General features: G+C 37.7%; 19 protein-coding genes. 16 read left to right on the plus strand and 3 right to left on the minus strand.

All coding sequences use genetic code 11. The annotated features are described in order from the left end of the window. Positions 1–83 precede the first annotated feature (83 nt). Positions 84–1,046, plus strand: a complete 963-nt coding sequence (gene gldB / locus Q0X89_RS15505; protein ID WP_297695811.1) for a gliding motility lipoprotein GldB — start codon at positions 84–86, stop codon at positions 1,044–1,046. Between the two features lie 3 nt (positions 1,047–1,049). After that, a complete protein-coding gene (gldC, locus tag Q0X89_RS15510) occupies positions 1,050–1,388 on the plus strand; it encodes a gliding motility protein GldC (protein ID WP_297695813.1) in 339 nt (112 codons plus the stop codon). On the opposite strand, the gene Q0X89_RS15515 is transcribed toward gldC, so the two are convergent. Beyond that, positions 1,385–3,001, minus strand: a complete 1,617-nt coding sequence (locus Q0X89_RS15515) for an alkaline phosphatase D family protein (RefSeq protein WP_297695815.1) — start codon at positions 2,999–3,001, stop codon at positions 1,385–1,387. The two genes, gldC and Q0X89_RS15515, sit on opposite strands and share 4 nt — an antisense overlap. Before the next feature lie 108 nt (positions 3,002–3,109). On the opposite strand from Q0X89_RS15515, the gene Q0X89_RS15520 reads away from it, so the two are divergent. Continuing rightward, positions 3,110–3,499 carry a GTPase gene (locus tag Q0X89_RS15520; RefSeq protein WP_297695817.1) on the plus strand — a complete coding sequence of 130 codons (390 nt, stop codon included), beginning with the start codon at positions 3,110–3,112 and terminating at the stop codon, positions 3,497–3,499. A 4-nt stretch (positions 3,500–3,503) separates the two neighbouring features. On the opposite strand, the gene yihA is transcribed toward Q0X89_RS15520, so the two are convergent. Both yihA and Q0X89_RS15530 read right to left on the minus strand, forming a co-directional pair. After that, the gene (gene yihA, locus Q0X89_RS15525; RefSeq protein WP_297695819.1) at positions 3,504–4,121 is read right to left on the minus strand and encodes a ribosome biogenesis GTP-binding protein YihA/YsxC; all 618 of its coding nucleotides are present in this window, start codon (positions 4,119–4,121) and stop codon (positions 3,504–3,506) included. Between the two features lie 13 nt (positions 4,122–4,134). Then, entirely contained in the window at positions 4,135–4,899 is a 765-nt protein-coding gene (locus Q0X89_RS15530; protein ID WP_297695821.1) for an alpha/beta hydrolase, read from the minus strand. A 269-nt stretch (positions 4,900–5,168) separates the two neighbouring features. Between Q0X89_RS15530 and mraZ the strand changes: the two genes are divergently transcribed. From mraZ to ftsZ, 13 genes are all read left to right on the plus strand, one after another. Further along, positions 5,169–5,633, plus strand: a complete 465-nt coding sequence (gene mraZ / locus Q0X89_RS15535; RefSeq protein ID WP_297695823.1) for a division/cell wall cluster transcriptional repressor MraZ — start codon at positions 5,169–5,171, stop codon at positions 5,631–5,633. Continuing rightward, positions 5,611–6,516: a 16S rRNA (cytosine(1402)-N(4))-methyltransferase RsmH gene (gene rsmH / locus Q0X89_RS15540; RefSeq protein WP_297695825.1), complete on the plus strand. Its 906-nt coding sequence runs from the start codon at positions 5,611–5,613 to the stop codon at positions 6,514–6,516. Before mraZ ends, rsmH begins: the two co-directional genes overlap by 23 nt. A 34-nt stretch (positions 6,517–6,550) precedes the next feature. Further along, complete coding sequence (locus Q0X89_RS15545) at positions 6,551–6,871, plus strand: FtsL-like putative cell division protein (protein WP_297695827.1); 321 nt, start codon at positions 6,551–6,553, stop codon at positions 6,869–6,871. Further along, on the plus strand, positions 6,872–8,878 hold the full coding sequence (locus tag Q0X89_RS15550; protein ID WP_297695829.1) for a penicillin-binding protein: 2,007 nt from the start codon (positions 6,872–6,874) through the stop codon (positions 8,876–8,878). It abuts the gene before it with no gap. Then, a complete protein-coding gene (locus tag Q0X89_RS15555) occupies positions 8,875–10,338 on the plus strand; it encodes a UDP-N-acetylmuramoyl-L-alanyl-D-glutamate--2,6-diaminopimelate ligase (RefSeq protein WP_297695831.1) in 1,464 nt (487 codons plus the stop codon). The genes Q0X89_RS15550 and Q0X89_RS15555 overlap by 4 nt, the downstream gene beginning before the upstream one ends. Before the next feature lie 20 nt (positions 10,339–10,358). After that, the gene (mraY, locus tag Q0X89_RS15560) at positions 10,359–11,579 is read left to right on the plus strand and encodes a phospho-N-acetylmuramoyl-pentapeptide-transferase (protein ID WP_297695833.1); all 1,221 of its coding nucleotides are present in this window, start codon (positions 10,359–10,361) and stop codon (positions 11,577–11,579) included. Continuing rightward, positions 11,579–12,913, plus strand: a complete 1,335-nt coding sequence (murD, locus tag Q0X89_RS15565; protein WP_297695835.1) for a UDP-N-acetylmuramoyl-L-alanine--D-glutamate ligase — start codon at positions 11,579–11,581, stop codon at positions 12,911–12,913. Before mraY ends, murD begins: the two co-directional genes overlap by 1 nt. A gap of 2 nt (positions 12,914–12,915) precedes the next feature. Beyond that, entirely contained in the window at positions 12,916–14,115 is a 1,200-nt protein-coding gene (locus Q0X89_RS15570; RefSeq protein WP_297695837.1) for an FtsW/RodA/SpoVE family cell cycle protein, read from the plus strand. Then, positions 14,102–15,193, plus strand: coding sequence for an undecaprenyldiphospho-muramoylpentapeptide beta-N-acetylglucosaminyltransferase (gene murG, locus Q0X89_RS15575; protein ID WP_297695839.1), 1,092 nt, complete (start codon positions 14,102–14,104; stop codon positions 15,191–15,193). The genes Q0X89_RS15570 and murG overlap by 14 nt, the downstream gene beginning before the upstream one ends. Before the next feature lies 1 nt (position 15,194). Then, entirely contained in the window at positions 15,195–16,547 is a 1,353-nt protein-coding gene (gene murC, locus Q0X89_RS15580) for a UDP-N-acetylmuramate--L-alanine ligase (RefSeq protein WP_297695841.1), read from the plus strand. Between the two features lie 187 nt (positions 16,548–16,734). Continuing rightward, positions 16,735–17,256, plus strand: a complete 522-nt coding sequence (locus tag Q0X89_RS15585) for a cell division protein FtsQ/DivIB (protein ID WP_367177070.1) — start codon at positions 16,735–16,737, stop codon at positions 17,254–17,256. 6 nt (positions 17,257–17,262) lie between these two features. Then, on the plus strand, positions 17,263–18,585 hold the full coding sequence (gene ftsA / locus Q0X89_RS15590) for a cell division protein FtsA (RefSeq protein ID WP_297695845.1): 1,323 nt from the start codon (positions 17,263–17,265) through the stop codon (positions 18,583–18,585). Positions 18,586–18,625: 40 nt separating this feature from the next. After that, positions 18,626–20,295: cell division protein FtsZ (gene ftsZ / locus Q0X89_RS15595; protein WP_297695847.1), on the plus strand; the 1,670-nt coding region annotated here is incomplete at its 3' end.

A 20,295-nucleotide genomic window follows, 5' to 3' on the forward strand; every position in this document is an offset into this window, starting at 1 on the left:
TTATTATGTGGAAATATTAACTTTGCTTCGATAAAAATAAAGCCTATAGGCTTAATAATAAAACTGTGGCATCAATACTTTATATGAAAACAAGATTTTTTCCTCTCTTATTAATTTTTTTCAGTTTCTTTTCATGTAAAAATGAGACAGGAGTATCTGAAGATGTTTCAAAGATCCGAATAAATCTTGCTGTTTTGCGATTTGATAAACAATTTGCTGAAGCAAAACCCGAAGACATACCCGCTCTAAAAAATGAATTCCCTTATCTTTTTCCTAAGCAGTATTCTGATAGTATCTGGATTGCCAAACTAAATGATACTTTGCAGAAGGAACTATATAGTGAGGTGAATGCAGAATTTTCGGATTTTGTTAAAGAAACTGCAGACCTGGAACTTTTCTTTAAACATGTTCTTTACTATTTTCCTAATTTCAAGGTACCCAAGGTAATTACGGTTATTTCCAATGTAGATTATACTAATCGCGTAATTTTAGCGGATACGCTTTTACTAATAGGTTTGGATAATTATCTTGGCAAAGATCATAGGTTTTACGGAGGAATAGAACAATACATAGCGGCCGGACTTGATAAAGAATACTTAGTTAGCGATGTTGCAAGTGCTTTTGGCAAAACCAGGTTGCGTCTCCCTTCTGATCGCACTTTTTTAGCACAGATGATATATTATGGGAAAGAGTTATATCTGAAAGACAAGTTGATGCCTCTCGCCGGTGATGCTCAGAAAATAACTTATTCACCTGAGGAGTTGGAATGGGCCCAAGCCAATGAAGAACAGATTTGGCGCTATTTTATAGAACGGGAAATACTTTACAGTACAGATAATATGTTGGCTCCAAGGTTTTTGGATCCAGCTCCGTTTTCAAAATTCAGGCTAGAACTGGATAATGAATCTCCGGGTAGGCTGGGGCGCTATATGGGGTGGCAAATAACAAGGGCTTTTATGAATAACAATGATGTTAAACTCAGTCAACTACTTGGATTATCTGCAGAGGAAATTTTTAAGAAATCAAACTACAAACCGAAAAAATAGAACATGGGAAAATTACATACCTCACAAATAACACTTAAGGTTGGCCTGGATGAAAATCGTGTTCCTGAAGAGCTTACCTGGTCCGCAGAAGATGGCGGGATAGTAAATGAAGAGGCTAAAGCTATGTTATTGTCGGTGTGGGATAGCAAGAACCAGGAGTCATTAAAAATAGACTTATGGACTAAGGATATGCCTGTTGATGAAATGAAAGTTTTCTTTCATCAAACCCTCATGGCTATGTCCGATACTTTTATGAAAGCCACCCAGGACGAAAAAATGACTTCAACTATGAAGGATTTCTGTGACTATTTTGCAGAGAAGCTAGAATTAAAAAAGGACTAATCGAGGGTTATTGTTATTGGCCATCCTTCAAATTGAGTTGCGTTACCTGTGGTAACATCAGCATTTCTTGGCCAGCATTCAAAGGTTATATTCTTCTCTTTTTTATTAAATCTGATTAGACCATAGCCTCCTCCACTAGAGGGGCTTTCAGGATTTACATAGGCCATCATACTTATTTTATTTCCAAAACCATCTAAATAATCACCGGTCCAGGGCAGGGAAGTTTTCTTGTTAGGATTTGATCCGGCTTTTTCATCTTCGGGCCACCACCACCTGCTGTAATAATCATTTACTATTGCCGGAACAACAAAGGCCCATGGTCCATCCCTAAAATCCTCAATTCCATGCTGAATAACTGTTGCAAGATGTTGGTCTCCTGCAATATGAACCGCATTTGCATTTTTAATCAGTTTTAAAGCTTTGTTTCTGTCGCTTTGCGGCCAGCCATTCGAATCCAGGTCTGCGTGTAATCTGTTATCTAAAGATCCATGGATATGGGCACCCCCGCAAAATCCGGTCTGTGATAAAACCACTTTCATGGCCTCAGATTTTTTACCACCCCAATCTTTTAAAAAGATAAGTTGTCTTTCTCCTAACAAAGTCAATCCCTCCAAATCAATAGACTTCGGATCATAGTTCGGATTCCTTATATGGTCTGGTCGCGGACCTTGCTGAGGAATCTTGCCTTCAGGTCCCGATTTAAATTTTCTGTCTTCCAATATCGCAAAATCAATACCCCCCAAAGTAAGATTTGTATAGTATACGCCAATACCTTGTTCTATGGGTGTTGGGTCATAAGGATCTGGAAGATGACCTGTTTGGCACCTTTCTACCATTTTTACATATTCGGGGTGATACCTATACCCACCATCACTACTTCCTTTTGCTGTAGATAATTTGCCGTTCTCCCCCCAAAGGTTCCCCTGCCCAATATCGTGGTCATCAGGAATAGTAATACAGGGTCTGTTCCTGAAAGTTTCCCTGAATTGCAGGCCAAATTTAAGCCAGGCAGCCGTATGTTCCGTGTGATCATATGACTGGTCTCCTGCAAAAAACATGATATCCGGGTCCTGGTAATTAATATTCCTTACGTAATTTCTCCTCAAACCCCTGTCCTTGTTTGAATTACAGGAAAGCGCAGCCATTACTATTTCATCCTTATATTCAGGATTTTTGCGGATTGTTCCTTCAAAATAAGCCCCTTCCCCATGGATGATCCTGTATTTTATATCTTTTGAATAGTCCCAGTTTTCTATCCTGAAAAGAGCGGACCAACCTAATTCATTTACATCCTGTTTCTGGACTATATTCCATTCACCATCTGTGTAAAGCGCCAAACTAATTGTCCTTGTTTCTTTGGGATAAAGAGGATAGAGTTGAGCTGTTAATTTAAGGACATTGGCATGAACGGTATAAAGACCGAAAGCCACTACACTGTCTCGGTTTACTTTGAGATTGATAATTTCATTAGGAGCTCTGTTCCACCAGTCATTGGTCGCAAGAGTGTCTATGTTTTTAAATGGAGATGGAAATGGAGTTGCTTGAGGCTGGGAAAAGCTTGATTGGAATTGCAATATAAACAATAGCAGGCAACAGTTTATAAGTTTATGCATAGAAGAGTTGATCTAACGTATAAGTTGTAAGGATTGAGTATTTTAGTTGACTGAAAAGCATGATGTAAAGCATATTTTCATGCACTTATTAAATGTATAAATTTATTTATGGAAAACCATCAGGAGGCCCGGCTTATTTTTATTTATAATGCAGATTCAGGATTGAGAAATTCGCTTTTGGATGGTGCTCATAAAGCATTAAGTCCGAATACGTATCAGTGCAATCTCTGTGATTTAACTTATAGTGTTTTTAAAGAGAGAAAAGCATGGAAGAAATTCCGGGAAGAAATGGAGTGGAATACGGAGTTTCTACATAAGGATGAATTTAAAAAACAATATGCTTCTAAATTTGGGCATAAATTTGAGTTTCCAATCATTCTGATCGCCTTAGATGACGAATTACAGGTATTTATTTCTGCGAGAGAACTCAATGAGTTAGAAACTATGGAAGCCTTAATTAATTTAATCAAAAAGAGAGGCAAGGAAATTACAGCGTAAAGGATTAAGCTTTGTTTTCTTTAAAAATCCCTGTATTTATTTCCTCGATATAATCTAAAACCTCTTCCCTGCCCATACCATTAGACGAAGATGTAACAAAATGATTTGGAACTTCTTCCCAGACTCCTGAAAGCATTTGATCCAGGTAATTTTTCACATTTCTTTCAATCGCTCCAGGCTTCAGCTTATCTGCCTTAGTAAATATTATAGTAAAAGGAATTCCGTTCTCACCCATCCATTGCATGAATTCAAGATCTATTTTCTGGGCTTCGTGTCTTATATCAATTAATAGAAAGGCACATACTAATTGTTCTCTTTTAAGGAAGTAATCGGTAATATATTTCTGAAATGTTTTTTTATCCTTTTTAGATACACGGGCATAGCCATATCCGGGAAGATCAACCAGGAACCATTGGTCATTTATTTTAAAATGATTGATGAGTTGAGTTTTTCCAGGTCTGCCTGATGTTTTTGCAAGACTCTTTCTTGAGGTTAGCATATTGATAAGTGAAGATTTTCCCACATTTGATCTTCCTATAAAGGCATATTCCGGTAAAAGCTGATTGGGGCACTTCTCCACACTTGAGTTGCTCATTACAAAGTCGGCAGACTTTATTTTCATGTCAGTAAGTGTATTAGAATTTGCGCTTTTGTAACCATTCGTCCAGAATGACATTGAATTCATTGGGATGTTCCATCATAGGTGCATGCCCGCATTTTTCTATCCAGAATAGTTCTGAATCCGGCAGTAATTCATGGAATTCCCGGGCAACATTAGGAGGGGTTACAGAATCATTTTCGCCCCAAATAATACAAGTTGGGGTCTTCATTTTTGGTAAATCCTTAGACATATTATGTCTGATAGCACTTTTGGCTATAGCCAGTGTCTTCACTAATTTACTTCTGTCATTTACAGTGGCATAAACTTCGTCCACAATTTCTTCTGTTGCAACTGCAGGATCATAAAATACGTCCTGTGCCTTCTTTTTAATAAACTCATAATCGCCTCGTTTGGGGTAGCCATCTCCCATGGCGCTTTCATAAAGTCCGGAACTTCCTGTTATGACAAGGGCTTTCACCATTTTAGGATAAAGTTTCGTATGCAATAAACCTACATGACCTCCAAGAGAATTTCCTAATAAAATTACATCTTTGAATCCTTTATATTCAATAAATTCCTCCAGGAACCTGGCAAAGTTTTTTACATTGGTTTTTAATAATGGCAAAGAGTAGATTGGCAACTCAGGAATTAAAACTTTATAACCTTTATTTGGAAAATAGTCGGTTACCCCGTGAAAATTGCTGAGCCCTCCCATAAGACCGTGAAGAATAATCATAGGAGTTCCTTCTCCCACCTCAATAAACCTGTATTCACCTTCTTTTTTAATGTGCTCTTCCATTAAATGCTGCTTCTGTCTTCAGTGGGCAAATATAGGCATTTCCTAATAATACATATACTTTTCGAAAAAAGAGGGTACCTTTATAACGCCTTATTTTTAATCAAAAATAACGGCCTTTAAGAATTCTTGACAGCAGTTTAAATGGCTGGACTTTACATTCTACTTCTCATATTTTCAAGAATTTTTTTTCAACAAAGTGGTAATTTGTGGTAAATTGTGGTAATAATTTCTATATATTTGAGTTAATAATAGAAAACCAGCCGATTTAAGTGATAAGTTTTATAGGGACATATGATTGCAAAGCTGATGTAAAAGGGCGGATAATGATACCCGTAACTCTTAAAAATCAGATGGCCCCTGTTCTCAACAAGGGCTTTGTCATAAAACGCTCCGTATTTCAGCCTTGTCTGGAGTTGTATCCCATGGATGAATGGAATCTGTTAATGGAAAAAATGAATAAAAAGAACAGGTTCAAGAAGAAAAACAATGATTTTATTAGACGTTTTTCAGCCGGAGTGAAACCCCTCGAAATAGATGGTACAGGCAGATTACTAATACCCAAAAACCTGGTTTCTATAGCAGGGATTAGAAAGGAAGTGGTTTTAAGTTCAGCAATAAACATTATTGAGATTTGGGATAAGGATAGCTATGAAAAAGTAATTGATGAAACTGCAGAAAATTTTGCAGAATTAGCGGAAGAGGTAATGGGTGATGATGGAGACGAACTATCATAACCCTGTTTTATTAAAAGAATCCGTTGACGGGCTCAATATATTGGAGAATGGAATATATGTAGATGTGACTTTTGGCGGAGGCGGGCATTCCAGGGAGATTCTAAGAAGATTGGGCAGTGAAGGCGCTTTGTTTGCATTTGATCAGGATGAGGAAGCTTTGAAAAATGCGATAGCTGATAACAGGTTTACCCTGATCAATGAAAACTTTAGATATATAAAGCAATTTTTAAAGTTCTATGGCATAAAAAAGGTAAATGGAATCTTAGCAGATTTTGGGGTTTCTTCTCATCAGTTTGATAAGGCCGAACGGGGTTTTTCTATCCGTTTTGATGCCGATCTGGACATGAGGATGAGTGCTAGAAACAAGAAGAGTGCTTATGAAGTAGTTAATTCTTATACCTATGATGACCTGAGAAGTGTTTTGTTTCGATATGGCGATTTACGACGTGCAGATGCAATGGCAAAAACAATAGTAGAGTACAGAGAAAAATCACCGTTAAAAACAACTGCTGATTTAAAAATGGTACTTAAGGAATTTTTACCAAAGTTCAGAGAAAACAAAATTTTGGCTCAGGTATATCAGGCAATACGGATTGAAGTTAATCAGGAATTAGTGGCAATAGAAGAATTTTTATTGCAAACTCCGGAGATAATGGATAAAGGCGGTCGGCTAAGTTTAATTAGCTATCACTCTTTGGAAGATAGACTGGTTAAGAGGTTTATTAGAGCAGGAAGTTTTTCGGGTGAAGCGGAAAAGGACTTTTACGGAAATATTAATGTACCCTTTAAAAGAGTAGGCAAATTAATAGTTCCTTCTGCCGATGAAATTGCCAGGAATAGCAGAGCGCGTAGTGCAAGATTGCGAATAGCAGAACGAATATAAATTATGGATTTGGAATAAAAACAGTATAAGGCTCATGAGAAAAGGGATCATAGATATTTTAAAAGGCAAGTTTCTGGTGAGTGGAGATGCACCCAAAAATTGGCTCTTTATAATTTTTGCTTCCGGTTTAGCAACCATAATGATTGCAAGTTCTCACAGTGCAGACAAGAAAGTACATCAAGTGGCTGCATTGAATGAACAGGTTAAAGAATTAAAGAACGAATTCGTGGATATGCGCTCAGATGTGCAAAGATTGAAATTAGAATCAACCATTACACAATATGTTAAGGATGAAGGTCTTTTTCCTTCAGAAGCACCGCCAAAAAAGATTAAAGTAAAAACTAATAAAAAATAAGTGGCTATCACCGAAAAAAAAATACTAACCAGACTTTATATAGTATCAGCATGCCTGTTCGTGTTTGCGCTTGCCGTGGCAGTAAAACTGGTAAGTATTCAGATGGTGCATGGCAATAAGTACAAGGAGATAGCTCTTAAGCGTACGGAAAAGCTTTTTACAATTGCACCTAACAGGGGAAATCTCTATTCAGATGATGGCAGTTTGCTGGCCACATCGGTCTCGCGCTATACAATACGTTTTGATGCCGTTACCGTCAAGAACACCGATTTTGAAGAAGAAATACAGCCTTTGTGTAATGCACTTTCAAATCTGCTTGGAAAACCCTCTGCTCATTATGAGCAAATTTTAAGAAAAGCAAAAGCGAGTAAAAACAGATATGCTTTAGTAGTCAGGAATCTTGACTATTCAGATTATATGCAGGTTAAGGAATTCCCACTTTTTAATAAAGGTCCAAATAGGGGTGGTTTCATTGTTGAACAAAAAACTGTTAGAGAACATCCTTTGGGAAAAATAGCAGAAAGAAGTGTGGGATATGAAAGATTTGATGAAAATGGTTATGTGACCAGGGTAGGACTCGAAGGCGCCTTTGGAAACTACTTAAGAGGTATAGAAGGGAAAAGACTAAAACAGAAAATTGCCAAAGGTCAGTGGAAGCCTATTGGTTTAGACAATATTGTAGAACCTAAAGATGGGTATGATGTAGTTTCGACTATCGATATCAATATTCAGGATATTGCACATCATGGACTTTTGACTCAGTTGGAAAAGTATAAAGCAGATCATGGATGTGTCATAGTAATGGAAACCAAAACGGGCGAAGTAAAAGCAATTTCAAATCTTGGCAGGACGGAAGATGGTAAATATTACGAGAGATTGAATTATGCGATAGGCGAATCTCATGAACCCGGATCTACATTTAAATTAATGTCTCTGGTTGCTGCCCTCGAAGATCAAAAGATAGACACAAGTACAGTTATTGATACTGAAAAAGGTCGTTGGAGAATATACGATAGAACCGTGAGAGATTCGAAACACGGGGGTTATGGAAAAATATCAATGGCAAAGGCGTTTGAAGTTTCTTCAAATACAGCTTTTGCTAAAATGGTTCACAACAGTTACAAAGAAGAACCATCTGTCTATGTAGATCGCCTTATGTCTATGGGGCTCCATCAGGAACTTGGGATGCCCATTAAAGGTGAGGGTAAGCCTGTTATCAGATATCCCGGAGATAAGGGATGGTCTGGTATTTCATTAGCATGGATGTCTCACGGCTATGAAGTATCCTTAACACCGCTGCAGACACTCGCTTTTTACAATGCCATTGCAAATGATGGTCAATTGGTTCGCCCCAGATTGATAAAAGAAGTTAAGGAATGGAACAAAACCATATACACCTTTGATAAGGAAGTAATTAATATGGCTGTTTGTTCTAAGGAGACTGCAAAACAGGTAAAAGACTTAATGAAAAATGTAGTCGAAAAAGAACATGGAACCGGACACCGACTTTATTCTCCAAACTTTTCAATGGCGGGCAAGACAGGAACAGCTCAGAAGAACTATGTTACACGAGACCCCGATAAATTGAGATATATATCAACTTTTGCCGGATATTTTCCTGCAGATGATCCAAAATACTCTTGCATAGTAGTGATCCATGAACCGGATAAAAGTGTAGGTTATTACGGGGCCGACGTATCTGGGCCCGTATTTAAATCCATCGCCAGAAAGATTTATGCCAACAACCCTTTAATAGACGAAATAGAAACCTTAGAACCTTCTAATGATGATTTGGAGGCAAGTTTTCAAAATTACTATACAGCGGCACAAAAGAATTATAATCAAATGCCAGATGTAAAAGGTATGAGCGGAATGGATGCAATTTCTATCCTTGAAAACATGGGCCTTGAGGTAGAGGTAAAAGGAAATGGAAAGGTGAGAAAACAATCAATTTCTAAGGGAACAGATTTAAAAAATGTAAAGAAAATAATATTGGAACTTTCATGAAGCCCCTAAAGGATATACTATATGGTGTTAGTCTTACTGCTGTGAGCGGATCAACCGGGGTATCAGTAAATACTATTTGTTTTGATTCCAGAAAAGTTGCCAAGGGTAATGTTTTTGTGGCCATCAAAGGTACTTTAACCGATGGGCATAAATATATTAAAAAGGCGATAGCCGCCGGAGCTAATTCTATTGTGTGCGAAAGTCTTCCGGAAGATCTAATCAATGATATAACTTATGTGGAAGTTCATGATGCCAACCAGGCCTTGGCAATCATGGCGTCAAATTTATATGATAATCCATCCAAAAATCTAAAGCTTGTAGGTGTTACCGGAACTAATGGCAAGACCACGGTTAGCAGTTTGTTGTATCAATTGTTTAAAAAAGCGGGGTATAAAGTTGGTTTGCTATCCACTATTAGAGTCATGGTGGATACTAAGGAATTTCCTGCTACCCATACAACTCCGGATGCTATGACCATTAATCATTATCTGTCTTTAATGAATGAGGCAGGTGTTGAATTTTGTTTTATGGAAGTAAGTTCCCACGGCATTCATCAAAAAAGGACGGAGGGCCTGGTATTTGAGGGTGCAATATTTACCAATTTATCACATGATCACCTTGATTATCACAAAACATTTGCCGAATACAGAGATACAAAAAAGAAATTATTTGACGATTTACCTAAAAGAGCATTTGCCTTAACAAATATTGATGATAAAAACGGGCTTGTGATGCTGCAAAATACGGTAGCTAAGAAATACACATATGCTCTAAAAAGTTATGCTGACTACAGGGCCCAGATTTTGGAAAATCAGTTTAATGGCCAGTTGTTAAAAATTGACGATAATGAACTATGGACACGATTAATAGGTCATTTCAATGCTTACAACATCCTGGCTATATATGCCACTGCTGACTTATTGGGATTAGAAAAACTTGAAACCCTAAGATTATTAAGTGAATTAGAAAATGTAGATGGAAGGTTTCAATACTTTATATCTAAAGAAAGAATAACGGCTATTGTTGATTATGCCCATACGCCGGACGCGTTAAAAAATGTACTTGAGACAATCAATACATTGAGGACTGGAAATGAAAACGTCATCACCGTAGTGGGGTGTGGTGGTGATCGTGACAGGTCTAAGCGTCCGGTAATGGGTCATATCGCTTCAGCAATGAGCAGCAAGGCAATTTTCACATCAGATAACCCACGATCCGAACCGCCACTCATTATTATTGAAGAGATGGAGTCTGGGGTAGAACCGCAGAATTCCAGCAAAGTTTTGTCAATTGAAAATCGAAATCAGGCCATAAGAACTGCCTGTCAGCTGGCAGTACCTAATGATATTATCCTGGTTGCAGGTAAGGGTCATGAAACCTATCAGGAAACAAATGGTGAGCGAACGGATTTTGATGATTTCAAGATTGTAAAAGAAGTGTTAACCAGTTTAAATAAGTAAAAAGAAATAGATAACCTAATATGCTTTATTATCTGTTTGAATATTTAGAAAAGGAATACCAACTGCCGGGAGCAGGTCTGTTCCAGTTTCAGACATTCAGGGCGGCTATGGCGGTACTTCTTTCTTTGCTATTGGCAACAGTATATGGCAAGCGAATTATTCTATTTCTTAAACACAAGCAAATAGGGGAAACCGTTCGGGATCTCGGACTCGAGGGGCAAAAGCAGAAAACGGGTACTCCAACGATGGGTGGTCTGATAATAATAATGTCCACCTTGATTCCCGTCTTGTTGTTTGCCGATATAACCAATATTTATGTCATTTTATTGATCGTTACCATTCTATGGATGGGAATTATCGGATTTGTAGATGACTATATCAAGATTTTTAGAAAGAATAAAAAAGGACTTAAAGGTAGATTTAAAGTGATCGGTCAGGTTGTGCTTGGTCTGATTGTGGGTGCAACCTTATACTTCCATCCGGAAGTCACTATGCGAGAAAGGACCAATACAATAATTACGGAACAATATAGGGTTGAAAAGATTAAAGGAGAAGATATTAAATCTACCATGACCACTGTACCGTTTTTCAAGAATAATGAATTGGATTACAGCAATCTGATCTCATGGGTCGGCGAGAATGCAACATCCTATGCCTGGTTAATTTTTATTCCAATTGTAATCTTAATAGTAACCGCGGTTTCGAATGGAGCAAATCTTACAGATGGTATTGATGGTCTGGCAGCCGGGTCATCGGCTATAATAGTTCTCACCCTGGGAATTTTTGCATGGGTTTCGGGTAATATCATTTTTTCAGAATACCTGGATATTATGTACATACCAAAGGCCGGAGAGCTTTTAGTATTCATTGCGGCTTTTGTGGGATCATTAGTAGGGTTTTTATGGTACAATGCATTTCCTGCTCAAGTGTTTATGGGAGACACCGGAAGTCTTACCATAGGTGGTGTCATAGCAGTAATTGCATTAATTGTAAGAAAAGAGTTGTTGATTCCCATTCTATGCGGAATATTTTTTGCAGAGTCAATATCAGTGATGTTACAGGTTGGTTATTTCAAATACACCAAAAATAAATCCGGTGAAGGGAAACGAATTTTTTTAATGGCGCCCTTACACCACCATTATCAGAAAAAGGGATATCACGAAAGTAAAATAGTCACAAGGTTTTGGATTGTAGGAATTCTATTGGCCATCATTACAATTGTGACACTCAAAGTGAGATAATGAAATTAATAGTTGTACTAGGAGCTGGCGAAAGCGGGGTAGGAACAGCTATTCTGGCAAAAAAAAAGGATTACCGGGTATTTGTCTCAGATAAGGGGAAGATTAAAAAAAAATATAAAAACGTTCTTGAACATTTTGAGATTGATTGGGAGGAACAGCAGCATTCGGAGGACCAAATTTTAAAAGCCGATGTTGTTATGAAAAGTCCGGGTATTCCGGATACAGTGCCACTGGTAGAAAAGCTTATTGCTAAAGGTATTCCGGTAATTTCAGAGATTGAGTTTGCCGCCAGGTATACTGAAGCCAAAATAATTGGAATCACGGGAAGTAATGGAAAAACCACCACCACAATGCTTACCTATCACATATTAAAAAAGGGAGGCTTAAATGTGGGAATGGCAGGTAATATTGGTGACAGTTTTGCCAAAATGGTAGCGGAACACGATTATGATTACTATGTGCTTGAAATAAGCAGTTTTCAATTAGATGGAATAGTGGATTTTAAACCAAGTATAGCGGTAATAACAAATATTACACCAGATCATTTAGATAGGTATGATCATTCTTTTGAAAACTATGTGTCTTCGAAATTCAGGATTGTAAAAAACCAGGATACCGAGGATAGTTTGATTTATGATTCCGATGATCCGGTAATTATCAGATGGCTGGAAAAAAACCCAATTAGATCAAAATTATTGCCTTTTAGCATAACTAATAAACTCAGTGAAGGGGCATGGTTAGAAAATGACAGAATATTAATTAGTACAGAAAATAAAACAATTCAAATGAAAGCAGATTCTTTGGCATTAGAAGGGTTACACAACCTTAAAAATACAATGGCGGCATCAACCGTTGCAAAATTGGTTGGTATTCGAAAGGATACTATCCGCGAAAGTATTCAAAATTTTCAGGGAGCTGCACACCGCTTGGAAAAGGTTTTGAAAATTCATCACGTGCAATACATAAATGATTCAAAGGCCACTAATGTAAATGCAACTTATTATGCTTTGGAGAGCATGAATACTCCTGTTGTTTGGATTGTTGGTGGGGTAGATAAAGGAAATGATTATAAGATTCTTATGCCTTTAGTAAGGGAAAAGGTGAAGGCAATAATTTGCCTGGGTATGGATAATTCCAAAATTAAATATGCTTTTGGTAACGTGGTAGATCTTTTAGTGGAGACTTACGCGATGAGCGAAGCCGTAAAAGTTGCGTATAAAATTGCAGAACGTGGAGATACTGTTTTGCTATCTCCAGCCTGTGCCAGTTTTGACCTTTTTAAAAATTATGAAGACAGGGGAAACCAATTTAAAGAAGCAATAAAAAACTTGTAAAAATGTCCAGGTTTAGTGGAAATATAAAAGGAGATAAAGCCATATGGGGCGTAGTTGCCCTCCTGGCCCTCTTTTCATTTTTACCTGTTTACAGCGCCAGTAGCAATTTGGTTTATGTAGTAGGAAATGGCACAACAATAGGCCATTTGGTAAAACATGGGATGTTATTGTTTTTAGGCTTTGGAATAATCTATGGGGTTCACAAAATACCTACTCATTTTTTTAAGGGCTTATCTATTATAGCCCTGCCTATTGTCCTGGTCCTATTAGTATATACTTTGGCACAGGGTACTACAATAGAGGGTGCAAATGCAAGCAGGTGGATACGCCTTCCATTAGTTGGAATTACTTTTCAAACCTCAAATCTCGCAGCAGTAGTACTTATGATCTATGTGGCGAGATACCTCACTAAAATTAAAGATAAGGCAATCACTTTCAGTGAAAGTCTGGTGCCCTTGTGGCTTCCCGTTTTTATTGTCACCATTTTAATTTTACCGGCTAATTTCTCCACCGCCGCCATTTTGTTTTTTATGGTGCTCGTACTTTGCTTTTTAGGGGGTTATCCATTAAAATATCTTTCGGGGATAGTTGGTACTGGTTTGGTAATACTTGCCATTTTTATTCTTACGGCAAAAGCATATCCGGATCTTTTTCCAAACAGAGTTGACACCTGGATAAATAGGGTTGAGAGCTTTTGGGATCCTGCTGATACCGAAGGTGACTACCAGATAGAAAAGGCTAAAATTGCAATCGCCAGTGGAGGAATTGTTGGAAATGGCGCAGGGAAAAGCGTAATGAAAAATTTCCTGCCACAGAGTTCGTCAGATTTTATTTATGCCATTATTATTGAAGAGTACGGCTTGGTCGGAGGATTTATTCTAATGTTTTTTTACATGCTTTTGTTATTCAGAATAGTAGTAGTAGCGAATTCAAATGAAACCGTATTTGGTAAATTATTAGTAGTTGGTGTTGGTTTGCCCATTGTTTTTCAAGCACTTATTAATATGGCAGTAGCAGTAGAATTATTTCCTGTAACCGGTCAGACTTTGCCGCTCATTAGTAGTGGAGGAACATCTATTTGGATGACTTGTCTCGCTATTGGGATTGTATTGAGTGCGAGCAGGAAATTTAAATCGGTTGATGTTAAGACATCTGATGTAGATGATACTAACCCTTTAGAAGTGCTTAGTGGACAACTATAGGTTTATATTATCAGGCGGTGGTACAGGAGGACATATTTACCCGGCAATTGCCATTGCAGATGAATTAAAATTACGACACCCCAATGCGACATTTTTATTTGTAGGGGCAAAGGACAGGATGGAAATGGAAAAAGTTCCAAAGGCAGGATATAAGATTGAAGGATTATGGATTAGTGGAATTCAAAGAAAATTGACATTAAAGAATTTGATGTTCCCTTTTAAATTAATAAGTAGTTTGATTAGTGCAGGAAAAATAGTAGCAAAGTTTAAACCCAATGTGGTTATTGGCACGGGAGGATTTGCCAGTGGACCTGTATTAAAAATGGCTGCGAGAAAAGGAATCCCTTGTGTTTTGCAGGAGCAGAATTCATATGCAGGGATAACAAATAAATTATTGGCCAAGAGCGCAACAAAAATTTGCGTTGCCTATGACGATATGGAAAGATTTTTCCCAACAGATAAAATTGTAAAAACGGGAAACCCTGTGAGAGCCGATTTGATAAATCCTTTGCAGCGCGTTAATGAGGCTTATGAGTTTTTTGGTTTGAGTCCGGAAAAAACAACGCTTCTGGTTCTGGGTGGTAGTTTGGGTGCACGAAGAATTAATCAACTTATAGAAAAGGAACTAAAGTTCTTTTCAGGATCAGGAATTCAACTTGTTTGGCAATGCGGTCCGGGGTACTATAATGAGTATAAAAAATATCACTCTGAAGATGTAAAATTATATGATTTTCTGAATAAAATGAATTTTGCTTATTCCGTCGCAGACATAATAATTTCAAGAGCCGGAGCGAGTTCAGTTTCAGAATTATGCATAGTTGGCAAGCCCGTTATTTTCATTCCATCGCCAAATGTTGCAGAAGACCATCAATCCAAAAATGCAAGAAGTCTTGTTTTAAAACAAGCGGCATTAATGGTAGAGGAGAAAGAACTAGATGACAAATTTGAAGATGTTTTTTCAGATCTGAACAAATCTGATGAGCGAAAGAAATTATTGAGTGAAAATATCGAAGCTCTGGCACTGCCAGATGCTACAAAGAATATTGTGGATGAAATAGAACATTTACTGCAAATATAATATGAGTCTAAAAGACATACATAACATTTATTTTATCGGTATTGGAGGTATTGGTATGTCTGCTCTTGCCAGATATTTTAAGCTGCTGAAAAAAAATGTAGCAGGTTATGACAAAACAGAGACTCCGTTGACCCAAGAGATTTCTGATTTAGGAATTGAGGTACATTATACAGATGATATCTCCGAAATTCCTGCAGAATATAAGAATGAAAAGAATACCCTGGTTGTCTACACTCCGGCAATACCTGGTGACCATGGCGAGTTCAATTACTTTAATTCCCGAGGTTTTGAAATAAAAAAACGATCGGAGGTATTGGGGATAATTACCAGGGATACTTTTTGTTTTGCAGTTGCCGGCACACATGGTAAAACAACAACGAGTAGCATTCTCGCACATTTATTAAGAGAAACGCATACCCCGGTTACAGCGTTTCTAGGGGGTATTTCTGAAGACTTTAATAGTAATTTTTGGTTCGGAGGCAGTGAATATTCCGTTGTAGAAGCTGATGAATACGATCGTTCGTTTTTACAGTTATCACCGGATATTGCTTGTATTACTTCTATGGACGCCGATCATTTAGATATTTATGGCGACAGTATGGAACTAAGAAATTCATTTAAGGAATTTGTAGACAAGATAAAGCCCGGCGGGAAACTGTTTATTAGAAATGGCCTTCCATTGGAAGGAATAACCTATGGAATTGATGATGATTCTGATTATTGCATTAGAAATTTAAGAATAATACATGGCGCCTACATATTTGATTTGGAAACTCCAGACACTACCCTTAAAGGGGTTAAGTTTAACAAACCAGGAAAGCACAACTTACTTAATGGTTTAGTTGCTTTTGCAATGGCAATACAGATTGGCCCCCCACCCGGTCTTCTTGTTAAAGCATTAGAAACCTTTAAGGGAGTGCAACGGAGATTTTCTTATCGTATTAAGAGTGTAGATTTTGTCTTTATAGATGATTATGCCCACCATCCAACAGAAATTAATGCTGTATATGATGCCATCTCAGAGATGCACGCTAGCAAAAAAACACTTGTAGTTTTCCAACCACATTTATTTTCCAGGACAAGAGATTTCGCCGATGATTTCGCTCTTAGTCTTTCACAATTTGATAGTGTTTTGTTATTGGATATATATCCTGCAAGAGAAAAACCGATTGCCGGTGTGAATTCCGAATGGCTAATGGGCAAAATAAAAAATCCTAATAAAAAATTGATGCAAAAAGAAGATCTGATAGCCGAAATAAAAAGGCAAAAACCAGAGGTTTTGGTTACCATGGGTGCCGGGGATATTGGATTGGAAATATCAAAAATAGAACAAGAACTTGAACATGAAAATTAATTGGAATTACATCAAATTTATTTGCCTAATAATTTGTATTACAGGTCTTTATGCGTTTTCGGATCATAGGAGTAATTCGAGAAGGGTAGAGGAGATTTCCCTTAAATTCATTGGAGATAACAATTTATACCTCACACAGGCAATGGTTAATAAATTGTTAATACAAAATTATGGGATCATTAAAAACATGCCTAAAGAAAAATTAGATTTGGATACTATAGAAAAGGTCATAGAGACCAATGAAATGGTAAGAAGTGCCCAAGTTTATCTTACTATAGATGGTGAGCTTACATCAAAAATTTTGCAACGGCAGCCAATCGGACGTGTAGAGGGAAAGTCAAAATTCTACCTGGATATGGAAGGTAAAAATATGCCATTATCCAGGAATCATTCGGCAAGAGTGCCAATCATAACGGGCAATATTACGGGTAAAAGTTTAGAAGACGTTTATGTGATATTAAAATACATAAACAGCGACAACTTTTTAAGAAAAAATGTAATCGGGATTCATATTGAGCATGAAGATAATTATCAATTGAAATTCCGAGTAGAAAATTTTGTTGTGAATTTGGGTGATGTGGAGAATTTGGAGCAGAAGTTCAACAATTTTAAGGCTTTTTATACAAAAGCTGCCAAAGACAAGACATTGGAAAACTATAACATAGTAAGCTTAGAATTTAATAATCAAGTAGTGTGCACCAAAATTTAAATTAATATGGAACAGAGTAATTATTCAGTTGGATTAGATATAGGTACTACAAAAATTGTTGCCATAATCGGAAAGGAAAACGAATATGGCAAAATTGAGGTCTTGGGCATTGGCAGGTCAAAAAGCCTTGGTGTACATCGGGGTGTAGTAAATAATATAACGCAAACCATAAAGTCTATTCAGCAAGCTGTTGAACAGGCAGAAGCCGATTCTGGTTTAAAAATTGGTTCCGTGGTTGTTGGCATCGCCGGTCAACATATTAGGAGCCTGCAGCATAGTGATTATATTACGAGGGCCAACTCTGAAGAAGTGATCAATGAAGACGATCTGGATAAACTTTGTAACCAGGTATATAAATTGGTCATGTTACCGGGAGAAGAGATTATCCATGTGTTGCCTCAGGAATATAAGGTAGATGGGCAGGCAGAGATTAAACAGCCTATAGGTATGTATGGTGGTAGGCTTGAAGCTAATTTCCATGTAGTTGTTGGTCAGGTTTCATCTATTAAAAACATTGGCAGATGTATAAAAAGCGCAGGCCTGGACCTGGGAAATATTACCTTGGAACCCCTTGCATCTTCAGACGCGGTACTAAGCCAGGAGGAAAAAGAAGCTGGAGTTGCATTAATTGATATCGGTGGTGGGACAACAGACCTGGCCATTTTTAAAGACGGGATAATAAGACATACCGCGGTAATTCCTTTTGGCGGGAATGTTATAACAGAAGACATTAAAGAAGGATGTTCAATAATTGAGAAACAAGCAGAGCTACTCAAAATGAAGTTTGGATCTGCATGGCCCGGGGAAAATAAGGACAATGAAATTGTTTCTATTCCCGGATTGCGAGGAAGAGAGCCTAAAGAAATTACACTTAAAAATCTTTCCAAAATAATACATGCCAGGGTTGTAGAGATTGTTGAGCAGGTATATGTAGAAATAAAAAACTACGGACACGAGGAGCAAAAGAAAAAACTAATCGCCGGGATTGTACTGACCGGGGGTGGTAGCCAGTTAAAACATTTAAAGCAATTGGTAGAATATATTACTGGTATGGATACCCGTATTGGATACCCTAACGAGCATTTAGCCGGGGATTCCGATCAGGAAATAGCCAGTCCTCTATATGCAACCGCTGTAGGATTGCTGATGAATGCAATTGAGAATAAAGGAAAAAATCCTATTTATAGTGAAGAGGCTAAGAATGATGAAGAATTGGTATTAGAAGGCCATCCTGAAGGAAGAGTTAACCAAAAGTCAAAGGTGGAAAGAAAATCTGTTTTTGACATCTGGTCAGAAAAACTTAAAGATTTTTTAGACAACGCAGAGTAAACCTAAATAGTAGCACGTAATAACAAGTAACACAAAAATCATGAGCAAGAATACCGAATTTGAAAATATAGCCTTTGATTTACCCAAAAATCAAAGTAATGTAATAAAAGTAATTGGCGTTGGAGGAGGTGGTAGCAATGCCATCAATCACATGTTCCAGGCCGGAATAAATGGAGTAGATTTTGTGATTTGCAATACTGATTCACAGGCTTTGCAAAATAGCCCTGTCCCCAATAAAATACAATTAGGGGTTTCTCTTACGGAAGGACTCGGAGCTGGTGCAAATCCTGAAGTAGGCGAGCAAGCAGCCCTTGAGAGCATGGAGGAAATCAAGCAAATGCTTGATAATACCACTAAAATGATTTTCATTACAGCCGGTATGGGAGGTGGAACAGGTACCGGAGCAGCACCGGTTATCGCTAAACAAGCTAAAGAAATGGACGTCCTTACTGTAGGGATTGTTACTATGCCATTTCAGTTTGAAGGTAAAATGAGATGCCAGCAAGCTCAAATTGGGATTGAAAAGCTTCGCTCTAATGTAGACTCTTTGATTGTTATCAATAATAATAAATTAAGAGAAGTTTATGGAAATTTAGGATTTAAAGCAGGTTTTTCAAAAGCAGATGAAGTGCTGTCCACAGCTGCTCGTGGGATAGCAGAAGTCATTACCCATCACTATACTCAAAACATAGATCTTCGTGATGCCAAAACGGTTTTAAGCAATAGTGGCACTGCAATTATGGGTTCTGCAGCGGCTTCGGGTCAAAACAGGGCACATGAAGCTATACTGAAGGCACTGGATTCTCCATTGTTGAATGATAATAAAATTACGGGAGCCAAAAACGTCTTGCTGCTTATTGTTTCCGGCACTCAGGAAATTACTATTGATGAAATAGGAGAGATCAATGATCATATCCAGAATGAAGCAGGTCACGGTGCCAATATCATTATGGGTGTTGGTGAAGATGAAAGCCTTGAAGAAGCCATTTCAGTTACAATTATAGCCACCGGATTCAATATAGAACAGCAAAATGAGATCTCTAATACAGAGATGAAAAAAGTGGTTCACGCACTCGAGGACGATCAACATTTAGAGCAAGATCTGAGTACCGGAGATAAAGACCCGGCAATCATTTTACCGGATATTGAACTGAATGCGAAACCTGAAGAAGAAGTGGTCAGGCATACATTAGATCTCAGTGAACTGGATGATGATGGGTCAGTTGAAAGTGATGTACAAAAGGTAGAAAAAGATGTGGAAATGGACCTTATTCCTACAAGTGAACTGATAAAAAATATCCAGGTTGAATATCAGGATCTTAGTACTGAACAAGCATTTGAACATGATTTGGAACCTGAATTCATTGTGACCAATATGACACCGGAAGTTCAGGAAGAAGCTGTTGAAGAACCAAATGAGGAGGAACAAATTACACTCACCTTCGATCTGCCTATCAATCAAACCAAAAAAGACAAAGCCGAAGATAAGGAGCTTGTCAAATTTGATCTGGATGAGAACGTTAAGGATATTAAGGTCAAGGATTATATAGAACTTATTCCGGTAACTGAAGCAAGTGATGAAGGCGAAAGCCATTACGCTCTGGATAGTTACATCGAAATGGAATCGTCTATGAACACCCAGGATGCTGCCTCAAATTCTGAGACAGAAACCGATGAAGAAATAGTTTTTGAGAAAAAGGTAATTGAAAA

Origin of the sequence: uncultured Eudoraea sp. (genome assembly GCF_947258525.1) — a bacterium.
Taxonomy (GTDB): Bacteria; Bacteroidota; Bacteroidia; order Flavobacteriales; family Flavobacteriaceae; genus Eudoraea.

Excerpts from the sequence above, each read along its gene's own strand:
- gldB (WP_297695811.1), top strand. The coding sequence starts at position 84 with ATGAAAACAAGATTTTTTCCTCTCTTATTAATTTTTTTCAGTTTCTTT.
- gldC (WP_297695813.1), top strand. The coding sequence starts at position 1,050 with ATGGGAAAATTACATACCTCACAAATAACACTTAAGGTTGGCCTGGAT.
- Q0X89_RS15515 (WP_297695815.1), bottom strand. The coding sequence starts at position 3,001 with ATGCATAAACTTATAAACTGTTGCCTGCTATTGTTTATATTGCAATTC.
- Q0X89_RS15520 (WP_297695817.1), top strand. The coding sequence starts at position 3,110 with ATGGAAAACCATCAGGAGGCCCGGCTTATTTTTATTTATAATGCAGAT.
- yihA (WP_297695819.1), bottom strand. The coding sequence starts at position 4,121 with ATGAAAATAAAGTCTGCCGACTTTGTAATGAGCAACTCAAGTGTGGAG.
- Q0X89_RS15530 (WP_297695821.1), bottom strand. The coding sequence starts at position 4,899 with ATGGAAGAGCACATTAAAAAAGAAGGTGAATACAGGTTTATTGAGGTG.
- rsmH (WP_297695825.1), top strand. The coding sequence starts at position 5,611 with ATGATGGAGACGAACTATCATAACCCTGTTTTATTAAAAGAATCCGTT.
- Q0X89_RS15545 (WP_297695827.1), top strand. The coding sequence starts at position 6,551 with ATGAGAAAAGGGATCATAGATATTTTAAAAGGCAAGTTTCTGGTGAGT.
- Q0X89_RS15555 (WP_297695831.1), top strand. The coding sequence starts at position 8,875 with ATGAAGCCCCTAAAGGATATACTATATGGTGTTAGTCTTACTGCTGTG.
- mraY (WP_297695833.1), top strand. The coding sequence starts at position 10,359 with ATGCTTTATTATCTGTTTGAATATTTAGAAAAGGAATACCAACTGCCG.
- murD (WP_297695835.1), top strand. The coding sequence starts at position 11,579 with ATGAAATTAATAGTTGTACTAGGAGCTGGCGAAAGCGGGGTAGGAACA.
- Q0X89_RS15570 (WP_297695837.1), top strand. The coding sequence starts at position 12,916 with ATGTCCAGGTTTAGTGGAAATATAAAAGGAGATAAAGCCATATGGGGC.
- murC (WP_297695841.1), top strand. The coding sequence starts at position 15,195 with ATGAGTCTAAAAGACATACATAACATTTATTTTATCGGTATTGGAGGT.
- Q0X89_RS15585 (WP_367177070.1), top strand. The coding sequence starts at position 16,735 with ATGCCTAAAGAAAAATTAGATTTGGATACTATAGAAAAGGTCATAGAG.
- ftsA (WP_297695845.1), top strand. The coding sequence starts at position 17,263 with ATGGAACAGAGTAATTATTCAGTTGGATTAGATATAGGTACTACAAAA.